The organism is Amycolatopsis sp. NBRC 101858 (assembly GCF_030269325.1).
Lineage (GTDB): Bacteria > Actinomycetota > Actinomycetes > Mycobacteriales > Pseudonocardiaceae > Amycolatopsis > Amycolatopsis ponsaeliensis.
Map to the genome: position 1 here is coordinate 225,848 of NZ_BSTD01000008.1, position 15,837 is coordinate 241,684.

At 72.9% G+C, this 15,837-nt stretch carries 12 protein-coding genes; 8 read left to right on the forward strand and 4 right to left on the reverse strand.

Annotated features, from left to right (window positions below):
- Together QSK39_RS48155 and QSK39_RS48160 are read left to right on the forward strand one after the other, a co-directional pair.
- Positions 1–3,405 (forward strand): AAA family ATPase, encoded by a 3,405-nt coding sequence (locus tag QSK39_RS48155; RefSeq protein WP_285484559.1) that lies wholly within the window; start codon positions 1–3, stop codon positions 3,403–3,405.
- Positions 3,402–4,379 (forward strand): hypothetical protein, encoded by a 978-nt coding sequence (locus tag QSK39_RS48160; RefSeq protein ID WP_285484560.1) that lies wholly within the window; start codon positions 3,402–3,404, stop codon positions 4,377–4,379. Before QSK39_RS48155 ends, QSK39_RS48160 begins: the two co-directional genes overlap by 4 nt.
- Before the next feature lie 314 nt (positions 4,380–4,693).
- Here the strand turns inward: QSK39_RS48160 and QSK39_RS48165 are convergent, their stop codons facing one another.
- Positions 4,694–4,945, reverse strand: a complete 252-nt coding sequence (locus QSK39_RS48165; protein WP_285484561.1) for a hypothetical protein — start codon at positions 4,943–4,945, stop codon at positions 4,694–4,696.
- A gap of 162 nt (positions 4,946–5,107) precedes the next feature.
- Here QSK39_RS48165 and QSK39_RS48170 point away from each other — a divergent pair, with 162 nt between their 5' ends.
- The gene (locus tag QSK39_RS48170; protein WP_285484562.1) at positions 5,108–7,171 is read left to right on the forward strand and encodes a glycoside hydrolase family 3 C-terminal domain-containing protein; all 2,064 of its coding nucleotides are present in this window, start codon (positions 5,108–5,110) and stop codon (positions 7,169–7,171) included.
- A gap of 6 nt (positions 7,172–7,177) precedes the next feature.
- On the opposite strand, the gene QSK39_RS48175 is transcribed toward QSK39_RS48170, so the two are convergent.
- Both QSK39_RS48175 and QSK39_RS48180 read right to left on the reverse strand, forming a co-directional pair.
- Complete coding sequence (locus QSK39_RS48175) at positions 7,178–7,750, reverse strand: hypothetical protein (RefSeq protein WP_285484563.1); 573 nt, start codon at positions 7,748–7,750, stop codon at positions 7,178–7,180.
- Between the two features lie 58 nt (positions 7,751–7,808).
- Positions 7,809–8,060, reverse strand: a complete 252-nt coding sequence (locus tag QSK39_RS48180) for a hypothetical protein (protein WP_285484564.1) — start codon at positions 8,058–8,060, stop codon at positions 7,809–7,811.
- A 100-nt stretch (positions 8,061–8,160) separates the two neighbouring features.
- On the opposite strand from QSK39_RS48180, the gene QSK39_RS48185 reads away from it, so the two are divergent.
- A complete protein-coding gene (locus QSK39_RS48185; protein WP_285484565.1) occupies positions 8,161–8,475 on the forward strand; it encodes a nuclear transport factor 2-like protein in 315 nt (104 codons plus the stop codon).
- A 26-nt stretch (positions 8,476–8,501) separates the two neighbouring features.
- Here the strand turns inward: QSK39_RS48185 and QSK39_RS48190 are convergent, their stop codons facing one another.
- Complete coding sequence (locus QSK39_RS48190; RefSeq protein ID WP_051183801.1) at positions 8,502–9,203, reverse strand: IclR family transcriptional regulator; 702 nt, start codon at positions 9,201–9,203, stop codon at positions 8,502–8,504.
- Between the two features lie 142 nt (positions 9,204–9,345).
- Between QSK39_RS48190 and leuC the strand changes: the two genes are divergently transcribed.
- The 4 genes from leuC to QSK39_RS48210 all read left to right on the forward strand — a co-directional run bounded on the left by leuC (position 9,346) and on the right by QSK39_RS48210 (position 15,808).
- Positions 9,346–10,779: a 3-isopropylmalate dehydratase large subunit gene (gene leuC, locus QSK39_RS48195; RefSeq protein WP_285484566.1), complete on the forward strand. Its 1,434-nt coding sequence runs from the start codon at positions 9,346–9,348 to the stop codon at positions 10,777–10,779.
- Positions 10,780–10,800: 21 nt separating this feature from the next.
- On the forward strand, positions 10,801–11,403 hold the full coding sequence (leuD, locus tag QSK39_RS48200) for a 3-isopropylmalate dehydratase small subunit (RefSeq protein ID WP_285484567.1): 603 nt from the start codon (positions 10,801–10,803) through the stop codon (positions 11,401–11,403).
- A 229-nt stretch (positions 11,404–11,632) separates the two neighbouring features.
- Positions 11,633–12,355 (forward strand): HU family DNA-binding protein, encoded by a 723-nt coding sequence (locus QSK39_RS48205; RefSeq protein WP_285484568.1) that lies wholly within the window; start codon positions 11,633–11,635, stop codon positions 12,353–12,355.
- Positions 12,356–12,967: 612 nt separating this feature from the next.
- A complete protein-coding gene (locus QSK39_RS48210) occupies positions 12,968–15,808 on the forward strand; it encodes an AfsR/SARP family transcriptional regulator (RefSeq protein WP_285484569.1) in 2,841 nt (946 codons plus the stop codon).
- Positions 15,809–15,837: the final 29 nt, after the last annotated feature.

A 15,837-nucleotide genomic window follows, 5' to 3' on the forward strand; every position in this document is an offset into this window, starting at 1 on the left:
ATGCGGCCTGTGCTGCTGGAGATGACCGGCTTCGCGTCGTTCCGCGACAAGACCGAAGTCAGCTTCGAGGACACGGACTACTTCGCGCTCGTCGGGCCGACCGGCGCCGGCAAGAGCACCGTGATCGACGCGCTCACCTTCGCCCTCTACGGCTCCGTCGCGCGCTGGGACCACGAAGGCCTCGTCGCACCCGCGCTCGCCCCGACGGCCAACCGGGCCACCGTGCGGCTGGTCTTCGACGCCGGGGGTGTGCGCTACCACGTCGTGCGGGAAGTCCGGCGCAGCGGCGGGAAGAAACCCACGGTCAGCGTGAAGAACGTCCGCCTGGAACGGCTCGCCGACCCCACCGCGCTCGGCGGCGCGGAGGACGACGCCGACCCGGTCGCCGCGGACTCCGAGGTCACCCCGGCCATCGAGCGGCTGCTCGGGTTGACGTTCAAGCACTTCTGCACCTGCGTGGCGCTGCCCCAGGGCGACTTCGCGGAGTTCCTGCACGCCAAGGCCGCCGACCGGCAGAAGATCCTCATCAAGCTGCTGGGCCTGGAGGTCTACGAACGCATCGGCCGCCGCGCCGGCGTCACGGCGGAGCAGCAGAAGCAGCGCGCCGCCGTCCTGGCCGAACAGCTCGGCAGCTACGCCGACGCGACCGAAGAGGCCGTCGAAGAGCTTTCCGCGCGGATGACGGCACTCGCGGACCTCGACGCGCGGGTGAGCGCGGCCCTGCCGGGTTTGTCCGACGCCACCCGTGCCCACGACGAAACGCGGCAGCTCGTCGCGTCGCTGACGAAGGAGCTGGGCGTCCTCGACGCGCTGGAGCGTCCGGACGGCGTCGAAGACCTCGAAACCCGGCGCCAGGCTGCGGTGGAGGCGGCCACCGCCGCGCGAACCGGGCTGGAGCAGGCCGAAACGGCGGACGAAGCCGCGCGGGCCGCCCTCGCCGCCGCACCCGCCCGCGGCGAACTGGAGCGGATCCGCGCCGCCCGCACCGAACTCGCCGAGGTCGAGCAGGCCCTCCCGCGCCGGGAAGAGGCGGCGACCGCGGCGGCGACGGCGAAAACGGCTGCCGCCACGGAGGTCACCGAGGCCGTGTCCGCGGTCGATGCGGCCCGGGAGGCCCGGGACGCGACCGCACGGGCTGCCGAGAACGCCGCTGCCGAAGCGGCGCGCGCCCGCCAGCAGCGCGATCGGCTGGCCGGGCTGCGGCCGCCGGCCGAGCTCGGCGACCTGTCGAAAGAGGCGGCGCGGGTGGCGAAGCGCACGGCGGACGCCGACGCCCGGCTGCGGGGCGCCGAGACCGCCGACGCCGCAGCGCGCGCGGAGCTGGCCGCGCAGCCGGACGTCGCTCCGCTCGCCGCCGCCCGCTCCGACGCCAGGACGCTTTACGCGGTGTGCGAAGCCCAGCGCAAGGCGGCGCCCGAGCAGGCCGCGCGCCGGAAGGAACTCGAAGCGGCGCGCATCGCCTTCGCCCGCGCCGACACCGAAGTCACCGCGGCGAAGACCGCGGTGACCGAAGCGGAACGGGCCGGGCAGGCGCTGAGCCTCCGTGCCGGGCTCGCCGTCGGGCACCCGTGCCCGGTCTGCGAGCAGGAAGTCGCGACGCTGCCCGACGCGGGTGGCCACGCCCACCTGGCCGAGGCCGGGGAACGGCTCGCCGCCGCCGAATCCGGTCGCACCGCCGCCGAGTCCGCGGTGCGCAAGCTGGAACGGGCCGCCGACCGCGACGCCGACTCGGCCGTGTCGGCGGCCGCGCAGGCGGAAGAACTGCGTGCCGTGCTCGCGGGTGTCGACGGCCCGCCGGAGTCGCCGGTGCTGCTGCGCCCGGTCGAGGCCGCTTTTTCCGAGCAGGACTACGCGGATCTCGTCGCGGCGGTGCGCGCGCGGGGCGAGTGGCTGTCGGCGACGATCGACGGCCGCACCCGGGTCGCCGAAGTCGCGCACGCGGCAGACAAGGAACTGGCGGCGGCTCGTGCTGAACGCGCGGCGGCGCAGAACGAGGCCGACGTCGTCGAAAAGTCGTTCGCGGCGGCGCGGGAGGCGTTGCGCGCGGCGCGGGATCCGCTGGTGGAGCTGGGTGCGCCGGCCATCGACAGCGACGACGTCCCGGCGGGCTGGCAGCGGCTGACCGCGTGGGCGGCAGCCACGCTCGAGGATCGGCGGACGGCGCTGGCCGCGCTCGAAGCGGCCGCGGAAGCCGCGGGCAAGGAAGCCGTCGTCGCGGCGGACGACCTCGCCTCCGCCGAGCGGAACGCCGAGCAGCGGCGGAAGCGGGCTTCCGAGGCGGCGCTCGCCGAACAGTCGGCGAGCACCGAGTGGGCGAACACCCGGCGCCGGCACGGCGAACTGGTCGAAACCCTGGACGGCGCGCCGTCCGCCGAGGTGGTCGCCGAGCAGCTCGCGAAGGTGGCCGAACTCGAACAGGCCGCGAAGACGGCCGACGCGGACCTGCGGACCGCCCGCGCGGCCGCGAAACAAGCCGCGGAAGCCCAGGCCCGGATCGCTGAACAGGTCGACGCCGAACGCCAGCGGCTGTCCCGGGCGCGCGACCCGCTGGTCGGCCTCGGCGCCCCGCCGATCGACGGCGAGAGTCTCCTGGGCGCGTGGGCCGCGCTCACGGACTGGGCGGCCGGGCAGGCGAACCGGCACCGCGACCGGCTGGCCGCCGCGACGACCGCCGAGGGCGAAGCCGCCGAAGCGTTGCGGGTGGCGGAACGCGCGGTCGTCGACGACGTCACCGCGCTCGGGGTTTCCCTGGACGAAACCGGCTCGGTGCGCGACCGCGTCCCGGTGGCCGTCGCCACGGCCCGGGCCCGCGCCGAAGGCGACCACACGGAGATGAAGCGGCGCGTGGCGCGCGTGGCGGGCCTGCACGGCGACATCGCGGCCGCGGAGTCCGAAGCGCAGGTCGCGCGGCTGCTCGCGGATCTCCTGCGCTCGGACAAGTTCCCGCGCTGGCTGATCGCCGGGGCGCTCGACACGCTCGTCGCGGAGGCGTCCGCGTCGCTGCTGGAGCTGTCCGGCGGCCAGTTCGAGCTGACCCACGACAAGGGCGACTTCCTGGTGGTGGACCACAACGAGGCCGACGCCCGCCGCCCGGTGAAGACGCTGTCCGGCGGGGAGACGTTCCAGGCGTCGCTTTCGCTGGCTCTCGCACTGTCTTCCCAGCTCGGGGCGATGGCGGCGGACGGCGCGACCAAGCTCGAGTCGATCTTCCTGGACGAGGGCTTCGGCACCCTGGACGAGGCCACCCTCGACGTCGTGGCGTCCACTTTGGAGAACCTGTCGGCCACCGGCTCCCGGATGGTCGGGGTGATCACGCACGTGCCGGCGCTCGCCGAGCGCGTGCCGGTGCGGTTCCTGGTCACCCGCGACGGCTCCGGCTCGCACATCAGCAGGGAGGGCGCATGACGGCGGTGGCCGGGATGAACTTCAGCATCGACTCGTGGGACCCGGGCTACGGCAGCTCGATGGAGGCCGAGGAGCTCGCGCGGTCGGGCGCCGAGGTCGAGCTCGAGGTCGAGGTGCCCACGGAACAGTGGGCGCCGATCGACCCGTCGCCGGTGTCGCCGCCCGAGGCCGTGCTGTTCGTCGACGGCGTCCGCCGGATCGACGCCCGCGTCTGGATCGACGACCCGGCCGGGATGAACTCGGCTTCCATCGGGCTGTGCGCGTCGTACGCGGCCGGAGTGGTGTGCTGCTGCGCGGGGCGGGCGCACGTCGTCGCGACCGACGTCCGGCGCGGGGTGTTCACGGTGGCTTCGGAGGCGGGCGACATCCCCACCTCGGCGGGGGTCTACCAGGCGTTCCGCTCCGCGGCCAAGGACGACAAGCCGCTGGCGGTCGTGCTGTCGTCGGCGCTGCAGGAGCAGCTGGCCGAGACCGAGCTGGACACGGCGGGCGAGGCGCGCCGGGCGATCGCCGGCCACGTCGGCAGTGACCTGCTGGTGGTGGACGGGCCGTTGAGCGGCCGCACGCACCTGCCGCGGGCGGTGGGGTTCATCAAGAGCCACCAGACGACGTACCTGCCGGGCGAGCTCAACGCGATGGTCGGCCGGCTGGACCCGCACCAGCGCACGCCGGTGTTCCTGATGGGCACGACATGGGTGCGGCATTCGTGGTACCTGCGGCTGCCGTCGGTGGGCGGGCCCCCGTGGTCGGGCGTGGTGCGGGTGGAGGCGGCGCCCCATCTCGGGCGTGCCGAGGTGGCGGAGCTGGCGAACCTGACGCAGTCGGTGCTGGGCCGGTTCGCGTCGGTGGAATACAAGGACTCGCGGGCGCCGCAGAACCTCTACCCGATCGCGGGGCTGGAGCGTGACCTGCGGCATCGGCTGGGGGACCAGCAGTTCGTGTACCGGGCGCTGAGGCGGGCCGCGGCCCGCTGAGGCCACTCTTCGTGTACCGGGCGCTGAGGCGGGCCGCGGCCCGCTGAGGCCACCCTTCGTGTACCGGGCGCTGAGGCAGGCTGCTGCCCGCTGAGGCCACCTTCGCGTACCGACCGCTGACGCAGGCCGCAGCCCGCTGAGGCCCCCCTTCGTGTACCGGGCGCTGAGGCAGGCCGCGGCCCGCTGAGGCCCCCGTAGACCGGCCCGGAGGGCGTGGACCGCCCGCCGGGCCGGAATCCGCCCTCTGGGGGTGGGCGGCCCCGGGGCGGCGGGCCTGGGGACCGCTCCCGCCCCGGGGTGTCCTTTGTGGAGGGTCAGCTCGGCGAGCCGTCGCCCGTCTGCGGTGCGCCCGCCGGCTTGACCGTGACCTGCGGCTTCGCCGGCTCGGCCGCCATCGACGTCGTGGGCGGCGGGGTGGTCGGGACGGTGAAGGTCCGCGCCGCTTTGCGGCCGTCGGAACACGTGAACGTCGCGGTGTACTCGCGCGGCGCCGGGGCCGCCGAAGTCGCCGCCCTCGGCGTCGCGACTTCCGCGGCCGTTAGTCCGATCAGTGTTTTCTTCAGCATGACCGATCCCCTCTCCCTCATCTCCTCTCCACGCTTGAGCCGCGAAAACGGTTGAGCCCCGGAGATGTTCAAGTACGTGAACGACTATCGAGTCTATGTTTACTGGTCACGTATGCGTTAGCTTGTCCGCCATTGATCCCGTTCGGTGTCAAGGGAGACTCGATGCGCAACGGCCGGCTCGTTCTCGCCGCGGTACTGGGGTTGTCACTGGCTGCGCCGGTCACGGCGTCGGCGGACGCGCAGCCCTGGCGCGACGCCCGCCAGTCACCCGACCGCCGCGCCGCGGAGCTCGTCGCCGCGATGACGCTCGACGAGAAGATCTCCCAGCTGCACCTGCAGCCCGACGCCGAGCACCAGCGGTTCGTGCCGCCGATCCCGCGCCTGGGCGTGCCCGGTTTCCGGATCGCCAACGGCCCGGCCGGCATGGGTCCCGCTGACGACAAACCGCAGAAACCGGCGACCGCGCTGCCGGCCACGATGGCGCTGGCGTCGACCTTCGACACCGACCTCGCGCGCCGCTACGGACGCCTGATCGGCGACGAAACCCGCGCCCTCGCGCACAACGTGTCCGAAGGCCCCGACATCAACATCGCCCGCGTCCCGCGCAACGGCCGCACGTTCGAGGGGATGGGCGAGGACCCCGTGCTCGTCGGGGACCTGGGCGCCGCCGACATCCGCGGCATCCAGGAGAACGGGACGATCGCCGAGGTCAAGCACTACGCGGCGAACAACCAGGAGACCCAGCGCCAGAGCATCGACGAGCACATCGACGAGCGCACCCTCAACGAGCTCTACCTGCCGCACTTCGAGCAGGCCGTCACCGAAGGCCACGCGGGCTCGGTGATGTGCGCCTACCCGAAGATCAACGGCGTCTTCACGTGCGAGAACCCGGCGCTGCTGCAGGACAAGCTGTGCGACGACTGGGGGTTCAAGGGGTTCGTCCAGTCGGACTGGGGTGCCGCGCACAGCACCGTCGGGTCGGCGAACGCGGGCATGAACCTCGAGATGATCGACGGCACCTGGTACGGCGACAAGATGAAGCAGGCGGTGCTGGCCGGGCAGGTGAGCGAACAGCGCGTCGGCGAGCTGCTGCTGCCGCGGTTCCGCACGATGTTCGCCTTCGGGCAGTTCGACCACCCGCCGGTGCTCACGCCGTTGCCGACCACGCAGCACGACGCCGCGTCGAGGCAGTTCGCCGAACGTGGCATGGTGCTGCTGCGCAACGAACACGCGCAGCTGCCGCTCGATGACCGTGCGGTGAAGTCGATCGCGCTGATCGGGCCGTTCGCGACGAAGGCCAAGACCGGCGGTGGCGGCAGCTCGGCCGTCATCCCGACGTCCACAGTGGACCCTCTGCCCGGGCTGCAGCAGCGGGTTCCGGGCGCTTCGGTGACCCTCGACGACGGCAGTGACCCGGCCCGCGCGGCTTCGCTGGCGGGGACTTCCGACGTCGCCGTGGTGATGGTCGGCGACAACGAGGCCGAGGGCAAGGACCGGTCGACCCTGGCCCTCGACGGGAACCAGGACGCCCTGGTGGCGGCGGTCGCGGCGGCGAACCCGCACACGGTGGTCGTGGTGAAGAGCGGCGGGCCGGTGCTGATGCCGTGGGCGTCGTCGGTGCCGGCGATCCTGCAGGCGTGGTACCCGGGCCAGCAGGACGGCGCCGCGGTGGCGGGCGTGCTGTTCGGGGACGTCAACCCGTCGGCGAAGCTGCCGATCACGTTCCCCGCGGCGGACGCCGACACCCCGGCGAACACGGCGGCGCAGTTCCCGGGCGTGAACGGCGTCGCCGAGTACTCGGAGGGGCTGCAGGTCGGCTATCGGTGGTTCGACGCGCAGGGCCGCACGCCGCTGTTCCCGTTCGGGTACGGCCTGTCGTACACGACGTTCGCGTTCTCCGGGCTTTCGGTGCACAACACCGGCCACGGCGCGACGGCGACGTTCACGGTCCGCAACACGGGCAAGCGAGCGGGCGCCGAGGTGGCGCAGCTGTACCTGGGCTTCCCGCCGGCCGCGGGCGAACCGCCGCGGCAGCTGAAGGGGTTCTCGCGGGTGGAGCTGGCCCCGGGGCAGGCCCGCCGGGTGACGATCGACCTGGACGCGCGCGACTTTTCGGTGTGGGACACCGGCAGCCATGCTTGGCAGCCGGTGAAGGGCGGGTTCACGGTGCAGGTGGGCGACTCGTCGCGCTCGCTGCCGCTGGGGGTGCAGCTCACGCGCCGCTGATGCCGGTCAGGCCTTGCAGCCCGGTGCGCTCGCCGCCGCGGTCATCAGCTCGCGGGACTCCGCCAGCGGGGCCAACGGGTCGTACGTGCCGTCGACGTCCTGCTGGGCCTCCTGCAGCGCCTTCATCGCCGGATCCTGCGACGCCACGTCGCCCGGCTGCGCGCGGTCCAGTGCCGTCTTCGCGTCGCGGGCGCGGTCGCGGGCCGTTGCGTACTTGCCGGCGAACGCCTTCCGGACCGTCTCGGCCAGCGGCACCGGGGCCGGCGGGAGTGCCGTGAGCCTGTCGACGACTTCGCCCGCGCGGTCCGCGATGCCGCCCAGCTGCTCGCTCAACGCCTTCTGCGCTTCCACGACCGACTTCGGCACGGACGTCCCCGGCGCCGCTTCTTCGTTGGTGCGCGTCCGGTAGCCGTGGACGGCGGAGCAGAAGCCGTCCAGCCAGCCGAGCGTCGCCGGGTCGACGGCCGATGCCGCGGTGGGCGGGGCCGTCACCGTCACGGTCGGCGGCCCGGACGGGCGCGGCTCCGAGCACGCGGTCAGCAGCAGGCAGGCGCCGAGCAGTCCCGTGACGATCTTCATCGCTTCCCCTCGCGGTCACCCTTTGCGGATACACGCGCGAGGCCGCCCGGCGGTTGCCTCAAGCCGCGGTGAGCGTCTCGCCCAGCGCGAGCCTGCCGTCGTCGGTCAGCTCCGCCCGCGTCCACTGCCCGACGGCCACGACCGGCCCGCAGGCCGCCCGGATCAGCCCCGCCCGCACCAGCTCGTGCGACGTCGCCTGGTCGCAGCACGCCAGCCCGTCGACCCGCAGGTCCGGCTCGCAGCTGCAGGTCAGTTCGGCCCGCCCCGCGCCGACGGCCCTGAGCATCGCCAGCGCTCGTCTGTTCACCATGTCCGTTCCCCCTCCGTGGTGCTGTCCTGAAGGAGACGTGACCGGCGTCACCGAATACGCGGGTTTCGCGAGGTTCCCCCGAACGGTGCACCATGACCCCATGACGGATTCGATCGGCGACCCGGCGGTGCGCGCGTTCGTCGACGCGCTGAACGCGGGCGACCGCACAGCGTTCCGGGCCACGCTCACCCCGGACGCCACGATGTCGGACGACGGCACGGACCGCGACCTGACGGCGTGGACGGAGAAGGAAGTCTTCTCCAGCCAGGGCCACCTCGAGGTGGAGACGGCCGAGGACGACGGTCGGCGGTTCGTCGCGAACTACTCGAACTCCACTTGGGGCGCGATGCGGACCCGGTGGGCGTTCACGGTTCGCGACGGCAAGGTGGCGCGCTTCGAAACGGGCCAGGCCTGAAACCACTGTGACTCCCGGGGCGGGAGTTACAGGCGTTCCTGCAACGCATCCGCCGCCGCGAGCAGGTCCGCCGCCCAGCGGGCGCCCGGTTTGCGGCCGATGCGCTCGATCGGGCCCGACACCGACACGGCCGCCACGACCGTGCCCGCCGAATCGCGCACCGGCGCGGAAATGCTGGCCACGCCCGGCTCGCGTTCGGCCACGCTCTGCGCCCAGCCGCGGCGGCGCACCTCCAGCAGCGTCCGCTCGCCGAAGACCGCGTCGGCCAGGATCGTGCGCTGCGTGTGCGGATCCGCCCACGCGGCCAGCACCTTCGCGCCCGAGCCCGCCGTCATCGGCAGCCGTGAACCCACCGGAACCGTGTCGCGCAGGCCACTCGGCGGCTCGGCCGTCGCGACGCACACGCGCTGCACGCCGTCGCGGCGGTAGAGCTGCACGCTTTCGCCCGTGACGTCCCGCAGCTTCGGCAGCACCACGCCGGCCGCGTCGAGCAGCGGGTCCGTCGAACCGCCCGCCAGTTCGGCCAGCGCCGTACCGGGACGCCAGCGGCCGTCGGGTCCCCGGCGCAGCAGCCGGTGCACCTCGAGCCCGACCGCGAGCCGGTGCGCGGTGGCCCGGGGCAGGCCCGTCCGCGTGCACAGTTCCGCCAGGCCGCAGGGGTCGTCCGCGACCGCCTGCAGAACGGCCACTGCTTTGTCCAGTACTCCGATACCGCTATGCTGTCCCACGAACCGATACTAGCGTCCCGCACTTTGGGAAGTCCAGTATCTGGGAAACCCTGAACTCGAGCTGCGCCCCTCCTTCGCGGCTCGCATTCGCCCCCGCGGTGCGCGCCCGAGTTCCGACGTCGAACCGTGGAAGGAGCCGGAGATGACCAGCTCGACCGGCAAGGCCCGCACACTCGCGGAGAAGGTGTGGGAAAGCCACCTCGTGCGCCGAGGGGAAGGCGCCGAACCGGACCTGCTCTACATCGACCTCCACCTGCTGCACGAAGTGACCAGCCCGCAGGCCTTCGACGGCCTCCGCCTGGCCGGGCGGCCGGTGCGCCGCCCCGACCTCACCATCGCGACCGAGGACCACAACGTCCCGACCGTCGACATCGAGCTGCCCATCGCCGATCCGGTCTCGCGCACCCAGGTTGACACCCTTCGCCGCAACTGCAAGGAGTTCGGCGTCCGGCTGCACCCGATGGGGGACGCCGAGCAGGGCATCGTGCACGTCATCGGCCCGCAGCTCGGCCTGACCCAGCCCGGGATGACCGTGGTCTGCGGCGACAGCCACACCTCCACCCACGGCGCGTTCGGCGGCATCGCCTTCGGCATCGGCACGTCCGAGGTCGAGCACGTGCTGGCCACCCAGACGCTGCCGCTGCAGCCGTTCAAGACGATGGCGATCACGGTCGACGGCGAGCTGCGCCCCGGCGTCACGGCGAAGGACATCATCCTCGCGGTGATCGCCAAGATCGGCACCGGCGGCGGGCAGGGCTACATCCTCGAGTACCGCGGCAAGGCCATCGAGGCGCTGTCGATGGAAGCCCGGATGACCGTCTGCAACATGTCGATCGAGGCCGGCGCCCGCGCCGGGATGATCGCGCCGGACGAGACGACGTTCGCCTACCTCGAGGGCCGCCCGCACGCGCCGAAGGGCGCCGATTGGGACACGGCCGTCGAAAACTGGCGGCAGCTGCGCACCGACGACGGCGCGGAGTTCGACGCCGAGGTGCACCTCGACGCGAGCGAGCTGACGCCGTTCGTGACCTGGGGCACCAACCCCGGCCAGGGCCTCCCGCTGGGCGCCGACGTGCCCGACCCGGAGCAGATCCCGGACGAGAACGACCGCATCGCCGCTGAAAAGGCCCTGTCCTATATGGACCTGAAGCCCGGGACGCCGCTGCGGGAGATCTCGGTCGACACCGTCTTCCTCGGCTCCTGCACCAACGGCCGGATCGAGGACCTGCGGGCCGCGGCCGAGGTGCTGCGCGGGCGGAAAGTGGCGGACTCGGTCCGCATGCTGGTGGTTCCCGGCTCCATGCGCGTCCGCAAGGCCGCCGAAGAGGAGGGCCTCGACGAGGTCTTCACCGCCGCGGGCGCCGAGTGGCGCCAGGCCGGCTGCTCGATGTGCCTGGGCATGAACCCGGACCAGCTGAAGCCGGGCGAGCGCAGCGCGTCGACGTCGAACCGCAACTTCGAGGGCCGGCAGGGCAAGGGCGGCCGGACGCACCTGGTCTCGCCGCTCGTGGCCGCCGCCACGGCCGTCCGGGGCACGCTGTCGTCGCCGGAAGACCTGCTGACCGCCGCCCGCTGACCCACCCGAGGAGCTCCCACCATGGAACCGTTCACCCAGCACACCGGCATCGGCGTCCCGCTGCGCCGGTCCAACGTGGACACCGACCAGATCATCCCGGCGGTCTACCTCAAGCGGGTGACCCGGACCGGCTTCGAGGACGGCCTGTTCGCCGCCTGGCGCGGTGACCAGGACTTCATCCTCAACACCGAGCCGTTCAAGAGCGGCAGCGTGCTGGTCGCGGGCCCGGACTTCGGCACCGGCTCGTCCCGCGAGCACGCCGTCTGGGCGCTGATGGACTACGGCTTCCGGGCCGTCATCTCCGCCCGGTTCGCCGACATCTTCCGCGGCAACTCCGGCAAGGGCGGCCTGGTGGCCGCGCAGTGCGAGCAGCACGACGTCGAACTGCTCTGGAAGCTGCTCGAAAACGAGCCCGGCACCGAGGTCACGGTCGACCTCGAGACCAAGACCGTGCGCGCCAAGGACTTCACCGCGCCCTTCCAGATCGACGACTACGTCCGCTGGCGGCTGCTCGAAGGCCTCGACGACATCGCTCTGACGTTGCGCCATGCCGGTGAGATCGACGGTTACGAGGCGGCCCGCCCGTCCTGGAAGCCGACGACCACGCCGGTCGCCGCGAGCTAGTCATCGACGAAGGCGGAATCCCTTGTCCGGCAAGGGATTCCGCCTTTTTTCGTCTTGGCCGGCCGGACCTCCGGTGATTCCTTCGGGGGCCGCTTCGCGAGGCGGAACCCGCCCCCGGGCAAGGGAAGGATTCCGCGTCCCGTCTGGAATTTGTGCTGCCTTGGTAATACCGTGTCGCTAGTCGGCCCTGCGCGGCCGTGGACGAGTACTTCCTTCTTGGAGGACTGGTATGGCCAACAAGGCCCAGCTGATCGAGGCGCTGACGGAGCGCCTGGGCGACAAGAAGGCCGCTTCCGAGGCGGTCGACGGTCTGGTCGACATCATTATCCGGACGGTCAACAAGGGCGAAAAGGTCAACATCACCGGCTTCGGGGTGTTCGAGAAGCGGGCTCGCGCGGCGCGGACGGCCCGGAACCCGCGCACCGGTGAGGCCGTGCGGGTCAAGAAGACCAACGTGCCGGCGTTCCGCGCCGGGACCACCTTCAAGGACGTCATTTCCGGCGCGAAGAAGCTGGCCAAGGCAACCCCGGTCAAGCGCGCGGCCGCGGGCACCCGCGCATCCACGACGACCCGGGCGACGACATCCCGCGCAGCGGCGGCGAAGCCGGCCGCGGCTCGCGCGACGGCCACCCGGACCCGCGCGACGGCGGCGAAGCCGGCGACGACAACGCGCGCAACGGCGGCGAAGGCAGCCCCGAAGACGACCACGACGCGGGCGAAGGCGGCTCCGAAGACCACGGCGGCGAAGCCGGCCACGACGAGGTCGACGGCGGCGAAGACGACGGCCGCGAAACCGGCGACGGCCGCGAAGGCGACCACGGCTCGGAAACCGGCAGCGGCGAAGACCACGACGGCGGCGAAGACGACCACGGCGACGAAGACCACGACGGCCCGGAAGACCACGGCCGCCAAGGCTCCCGCCCGGCGGACCACGGCAGCGAAGAAGAGCTGACCACCCGAAACTGTCGTACCCCTGCGGTAACGTGAAATCCGGGGATCCCCCAGGGGGTTACCTCTGGTGGGCGCACGACTTTTCCGGCCAGGGCCCCGCGCGTGAGGCGCGGGGCCCTGCCGCGTTTCCGGAGCCGGCGGGGGAGTGGCAAGTCGGCTCGCGTACCCAGCGGGTCGGCTCGCGTACCCAGGGAGTCGGTTCGCGTACCTGGAGGGTCGGCTCGGGAACCCGGGCATGCGCCTGTGAACCGACTGTCCGAGTACGTGAACCGACTGTCCGGGTACGTGAACCGACTGGCCAGGTACGTGAACTGACCGTCGGGGTACGTGAACCGACTGGCCAGGTACGCGAACTGACCGTCGGGGTACGTGAACCGACTGGCCAGGTACGCGAACTGACCGTCGGGGTACGTGAACCGACTGGCCAGGTACGCGAACTGACCGTCGGGGTACGTGAGCCGAATGGGCCCGAACCTGAGCCGTCCGCCGGGGTTACCCGCTGCCGAGATCCGCCGTCCGAACGGGACCCGTGCACCACCCGCTCGGAGCACCCCGCCGCCCCGGGACCGGTTCCGCCCAATTTCGCAAAGTTGCTTGAGCGCCCGGCCGAGTGATGCCACGCTGCGTTCCTCGGGGTCCGCGTCCGGCGGGTGCCCGGCGGCGCGCGCGAACCCTGGGGGCGACCACCATCGACATCCGGCTGCTCGGCCCGTTCCAGGTGCTCGTCGGCGGCTCGCCGGTCGTGCTGACCAGTTCCCGGCAGCGTGCGCTGCTCGCGACGCTGGCCTTGTCCGCGGGACGCCTGGTGTCGATCGACGCGCTCGCGCGCGGTGTCTGGGGCGAAGAGCCACCCGCGCACATCCGCGGCAGCCTGCAGACCTACGTCATGCGCCTGCGCCGGCTGTGCGGCGAAGAAACCGTCGTCACCGAACCGGACGGGTACCGGCTGGTCGTCGACCCGTCCCGGGTGGACGCCCTGCGTTTCCTCCGCACCCTCGACCAGGCCGCCGCCGCGACCGAACCCACTCGCCGCCGCGGCCTGCTCACCGCCGCGCTGGCCGCCTGGGGTGGCACGCCGCTCGAAGGCGTCGGTTCTCCCGCGCTCGCCGCGGAATGGGGGCCGCTGCTGACCGAGCGGTACCTCTTCGCCGTGGAGCAGCGCATCGACCTCGACGCCGGGCTCGTGCCCGATGCCCGGCTCGTCGCCGAGCTCACCGACCTCGTCGCCCAGCACCCGCTGCGGGAATCGTTGTGGGAACGGCTGGTGCGCGTCCTGGCCCGGTCCGGCCGCCGCGCCGAGGCGCTGGCCCGCTACGCCGGGCTTCGCTCGCTGCTGGCCGACGAGCTGGGCGTCGAGCCGGGGGAGGACCTGCGGCGCCTGCACGCCGAACTGCTCACCGCCGACACCGAACCCGCCGGTCACACCGTGCCGCGGCAGCTGCCCTTCGACGTCGCCGGGTTCACCGGACGCGGCCCCGAACTCGCCGAACTCGACCGGCTCCCGCCCGGCGGCGCGTCCGGCATCGTCGTCATCGAAGGGACCGCCGGGGTCGGGAAGACGTCGCTGGCCGTGCACTGGTCGCACCGCGTCCGCGACCGCTTCCCCGGCGGCCAGCTGTTCCTCGACCTGCGCGGCCACTCCGCGGACACGCCCGTCACGCCGGACGCCGCCCTGGCCGGCTTCCTCCGTGCCCTGGGCGAGCCGCCCGAGACGCTGCCTTCCACAGTGGAGGAACGGTCGGCGCTCCTGCGCAGCCGGCTGGCCGGCAGCCGCACGCTCATGCTGCTCGACAACGCCCGCGACGCCGACCAGGTCCGGCCGCTCCTGCCCGGCCCCGGCAACCTGGTCGTCGTGACCAGCCGCAACCAGCTGCGCGGCGTCGTCGCCCGCGACGGCGCCCGCCGGATCGCCTTGCGCTCCTTCGACGACCAGGACGCCACCGCGCTGCTCGCGGGCAGCGTCGGGCCGCAGCGCCTCGCCGCCGAACCCGCCGCCGTCGCCGAGCTCGTCCAGCTCTGCGGCCGGCTCCCGCTCGCGCTGGCGCTGGCCGGGGAACGCGCGTCGCGGTTTTCCGGCGTCTCGCTCGCGGGGATCGTCGAAGAGCTGCGCGACCAGCGCCTGCGGCTCGACACCCTGCGCGACCCGCAGGACGCCGGCACCGACCTGCGCGCCGCGTTCTCGTGGTCGTACAAGGCGTTGCGCCCGGCCGCCGCGCGCTTCTTCCGGCTCCTGGGCCTGCACCCCGGCCACGGCTTCAGCCTGTCTTCGGCCGCCGCGCTGGCCGGGGCGAACCTGCGCGAGGCCCGCGAGCTCGCCGACCAGCTCGCCGCCGCGCACCTGCTCAACCAGCCCAGCACCGACCGCTACCAGTTCCACGACCTCCTGCGCGTCTACGCCGCCGAGCTCGTCGAAACCGAGACGACGGCGGCCGAACGCGCGGCCGCGCGGCGCCGGCTCCTCGACTGGTACCTCGCGAGCGTCGCCGAAGCGACCAAGCTCGTCCGCCCCGACCTGCTCACCGACGACATCACGCTCGGCCCGGCGCCGGTGCCCGCCATCCGGTTCACCCAGCACGAACAGACGATCGCCTGGTACACGACCGAACGCACGGCCCTCACCGCGCTCGTCGGCGTCGCGGCCGGAAACGGCTTCACCGCCCACGCCTGGAAGCTCGCGTGGCTGCTGCGCGGGTTCTTCGCCGAACGCCACGACCGCGACGACTGGATCACGACCGCCCGGACGGCCGTCGCCGCCACCCGCGAAGCGGGCGACAACACGGGCTTGCAGTACAGCGCGAACAACCTCGGGTCGGCCTACCTGCGCACCCTCCAGCCGGACAAGGCCCTCGAAGCCCTGGAGGAGGCGCGCGCGGCGTCCGAGGCCGGCGACGGAACCGCGCTGGCGGTGGCGATCCTGTCCAACCTCGCCGGCGCGTACTACGTCCGGGCCGAGTACGCGGAAGCCGAGCGCTACGCCCTCCAGGCGGTTCGTCTCGCGCGCGACCACGGCCAGCGGACGTTCGTGCCGCACGCCCTCCTCAACGTCAGCGCGAGCCGCATCGGCCTGCGCAACTACGACAACGCCGCCGAAGCGGCGCAGGCCGCGCACCAGGCCTTCGCCGACTTGGGCGACCGCTACCACGCGGCGCTGGCGCTGGGGAACGTCGCCGAAGCACTCGAAGGGGCCGGCCGGCAGGACGAAGCCGAGAAGGCCGGGCTGGAAGCGCTCACCGAGCTGAAGGAGCTGAACGCCGAATACGGCACGATCGACGTCCGGATCACCCTCGGCCGCCTCAAGCTCCGCACCGGCCGGGACGAGGAGGCGCGGGAGCATTGGGCCGAGGCGCTGACCGTCTGCCAGCGCCTCGGCGACCCCCGCATCCCGGAGATCCGGGCTCTGCTGGCGACGGTGCCGACAGACAGACCCCCGGCCCGGGATGCGCCGTACCCCTAGCCCGGCGCAGCCCAGCGGGACCCGGACCC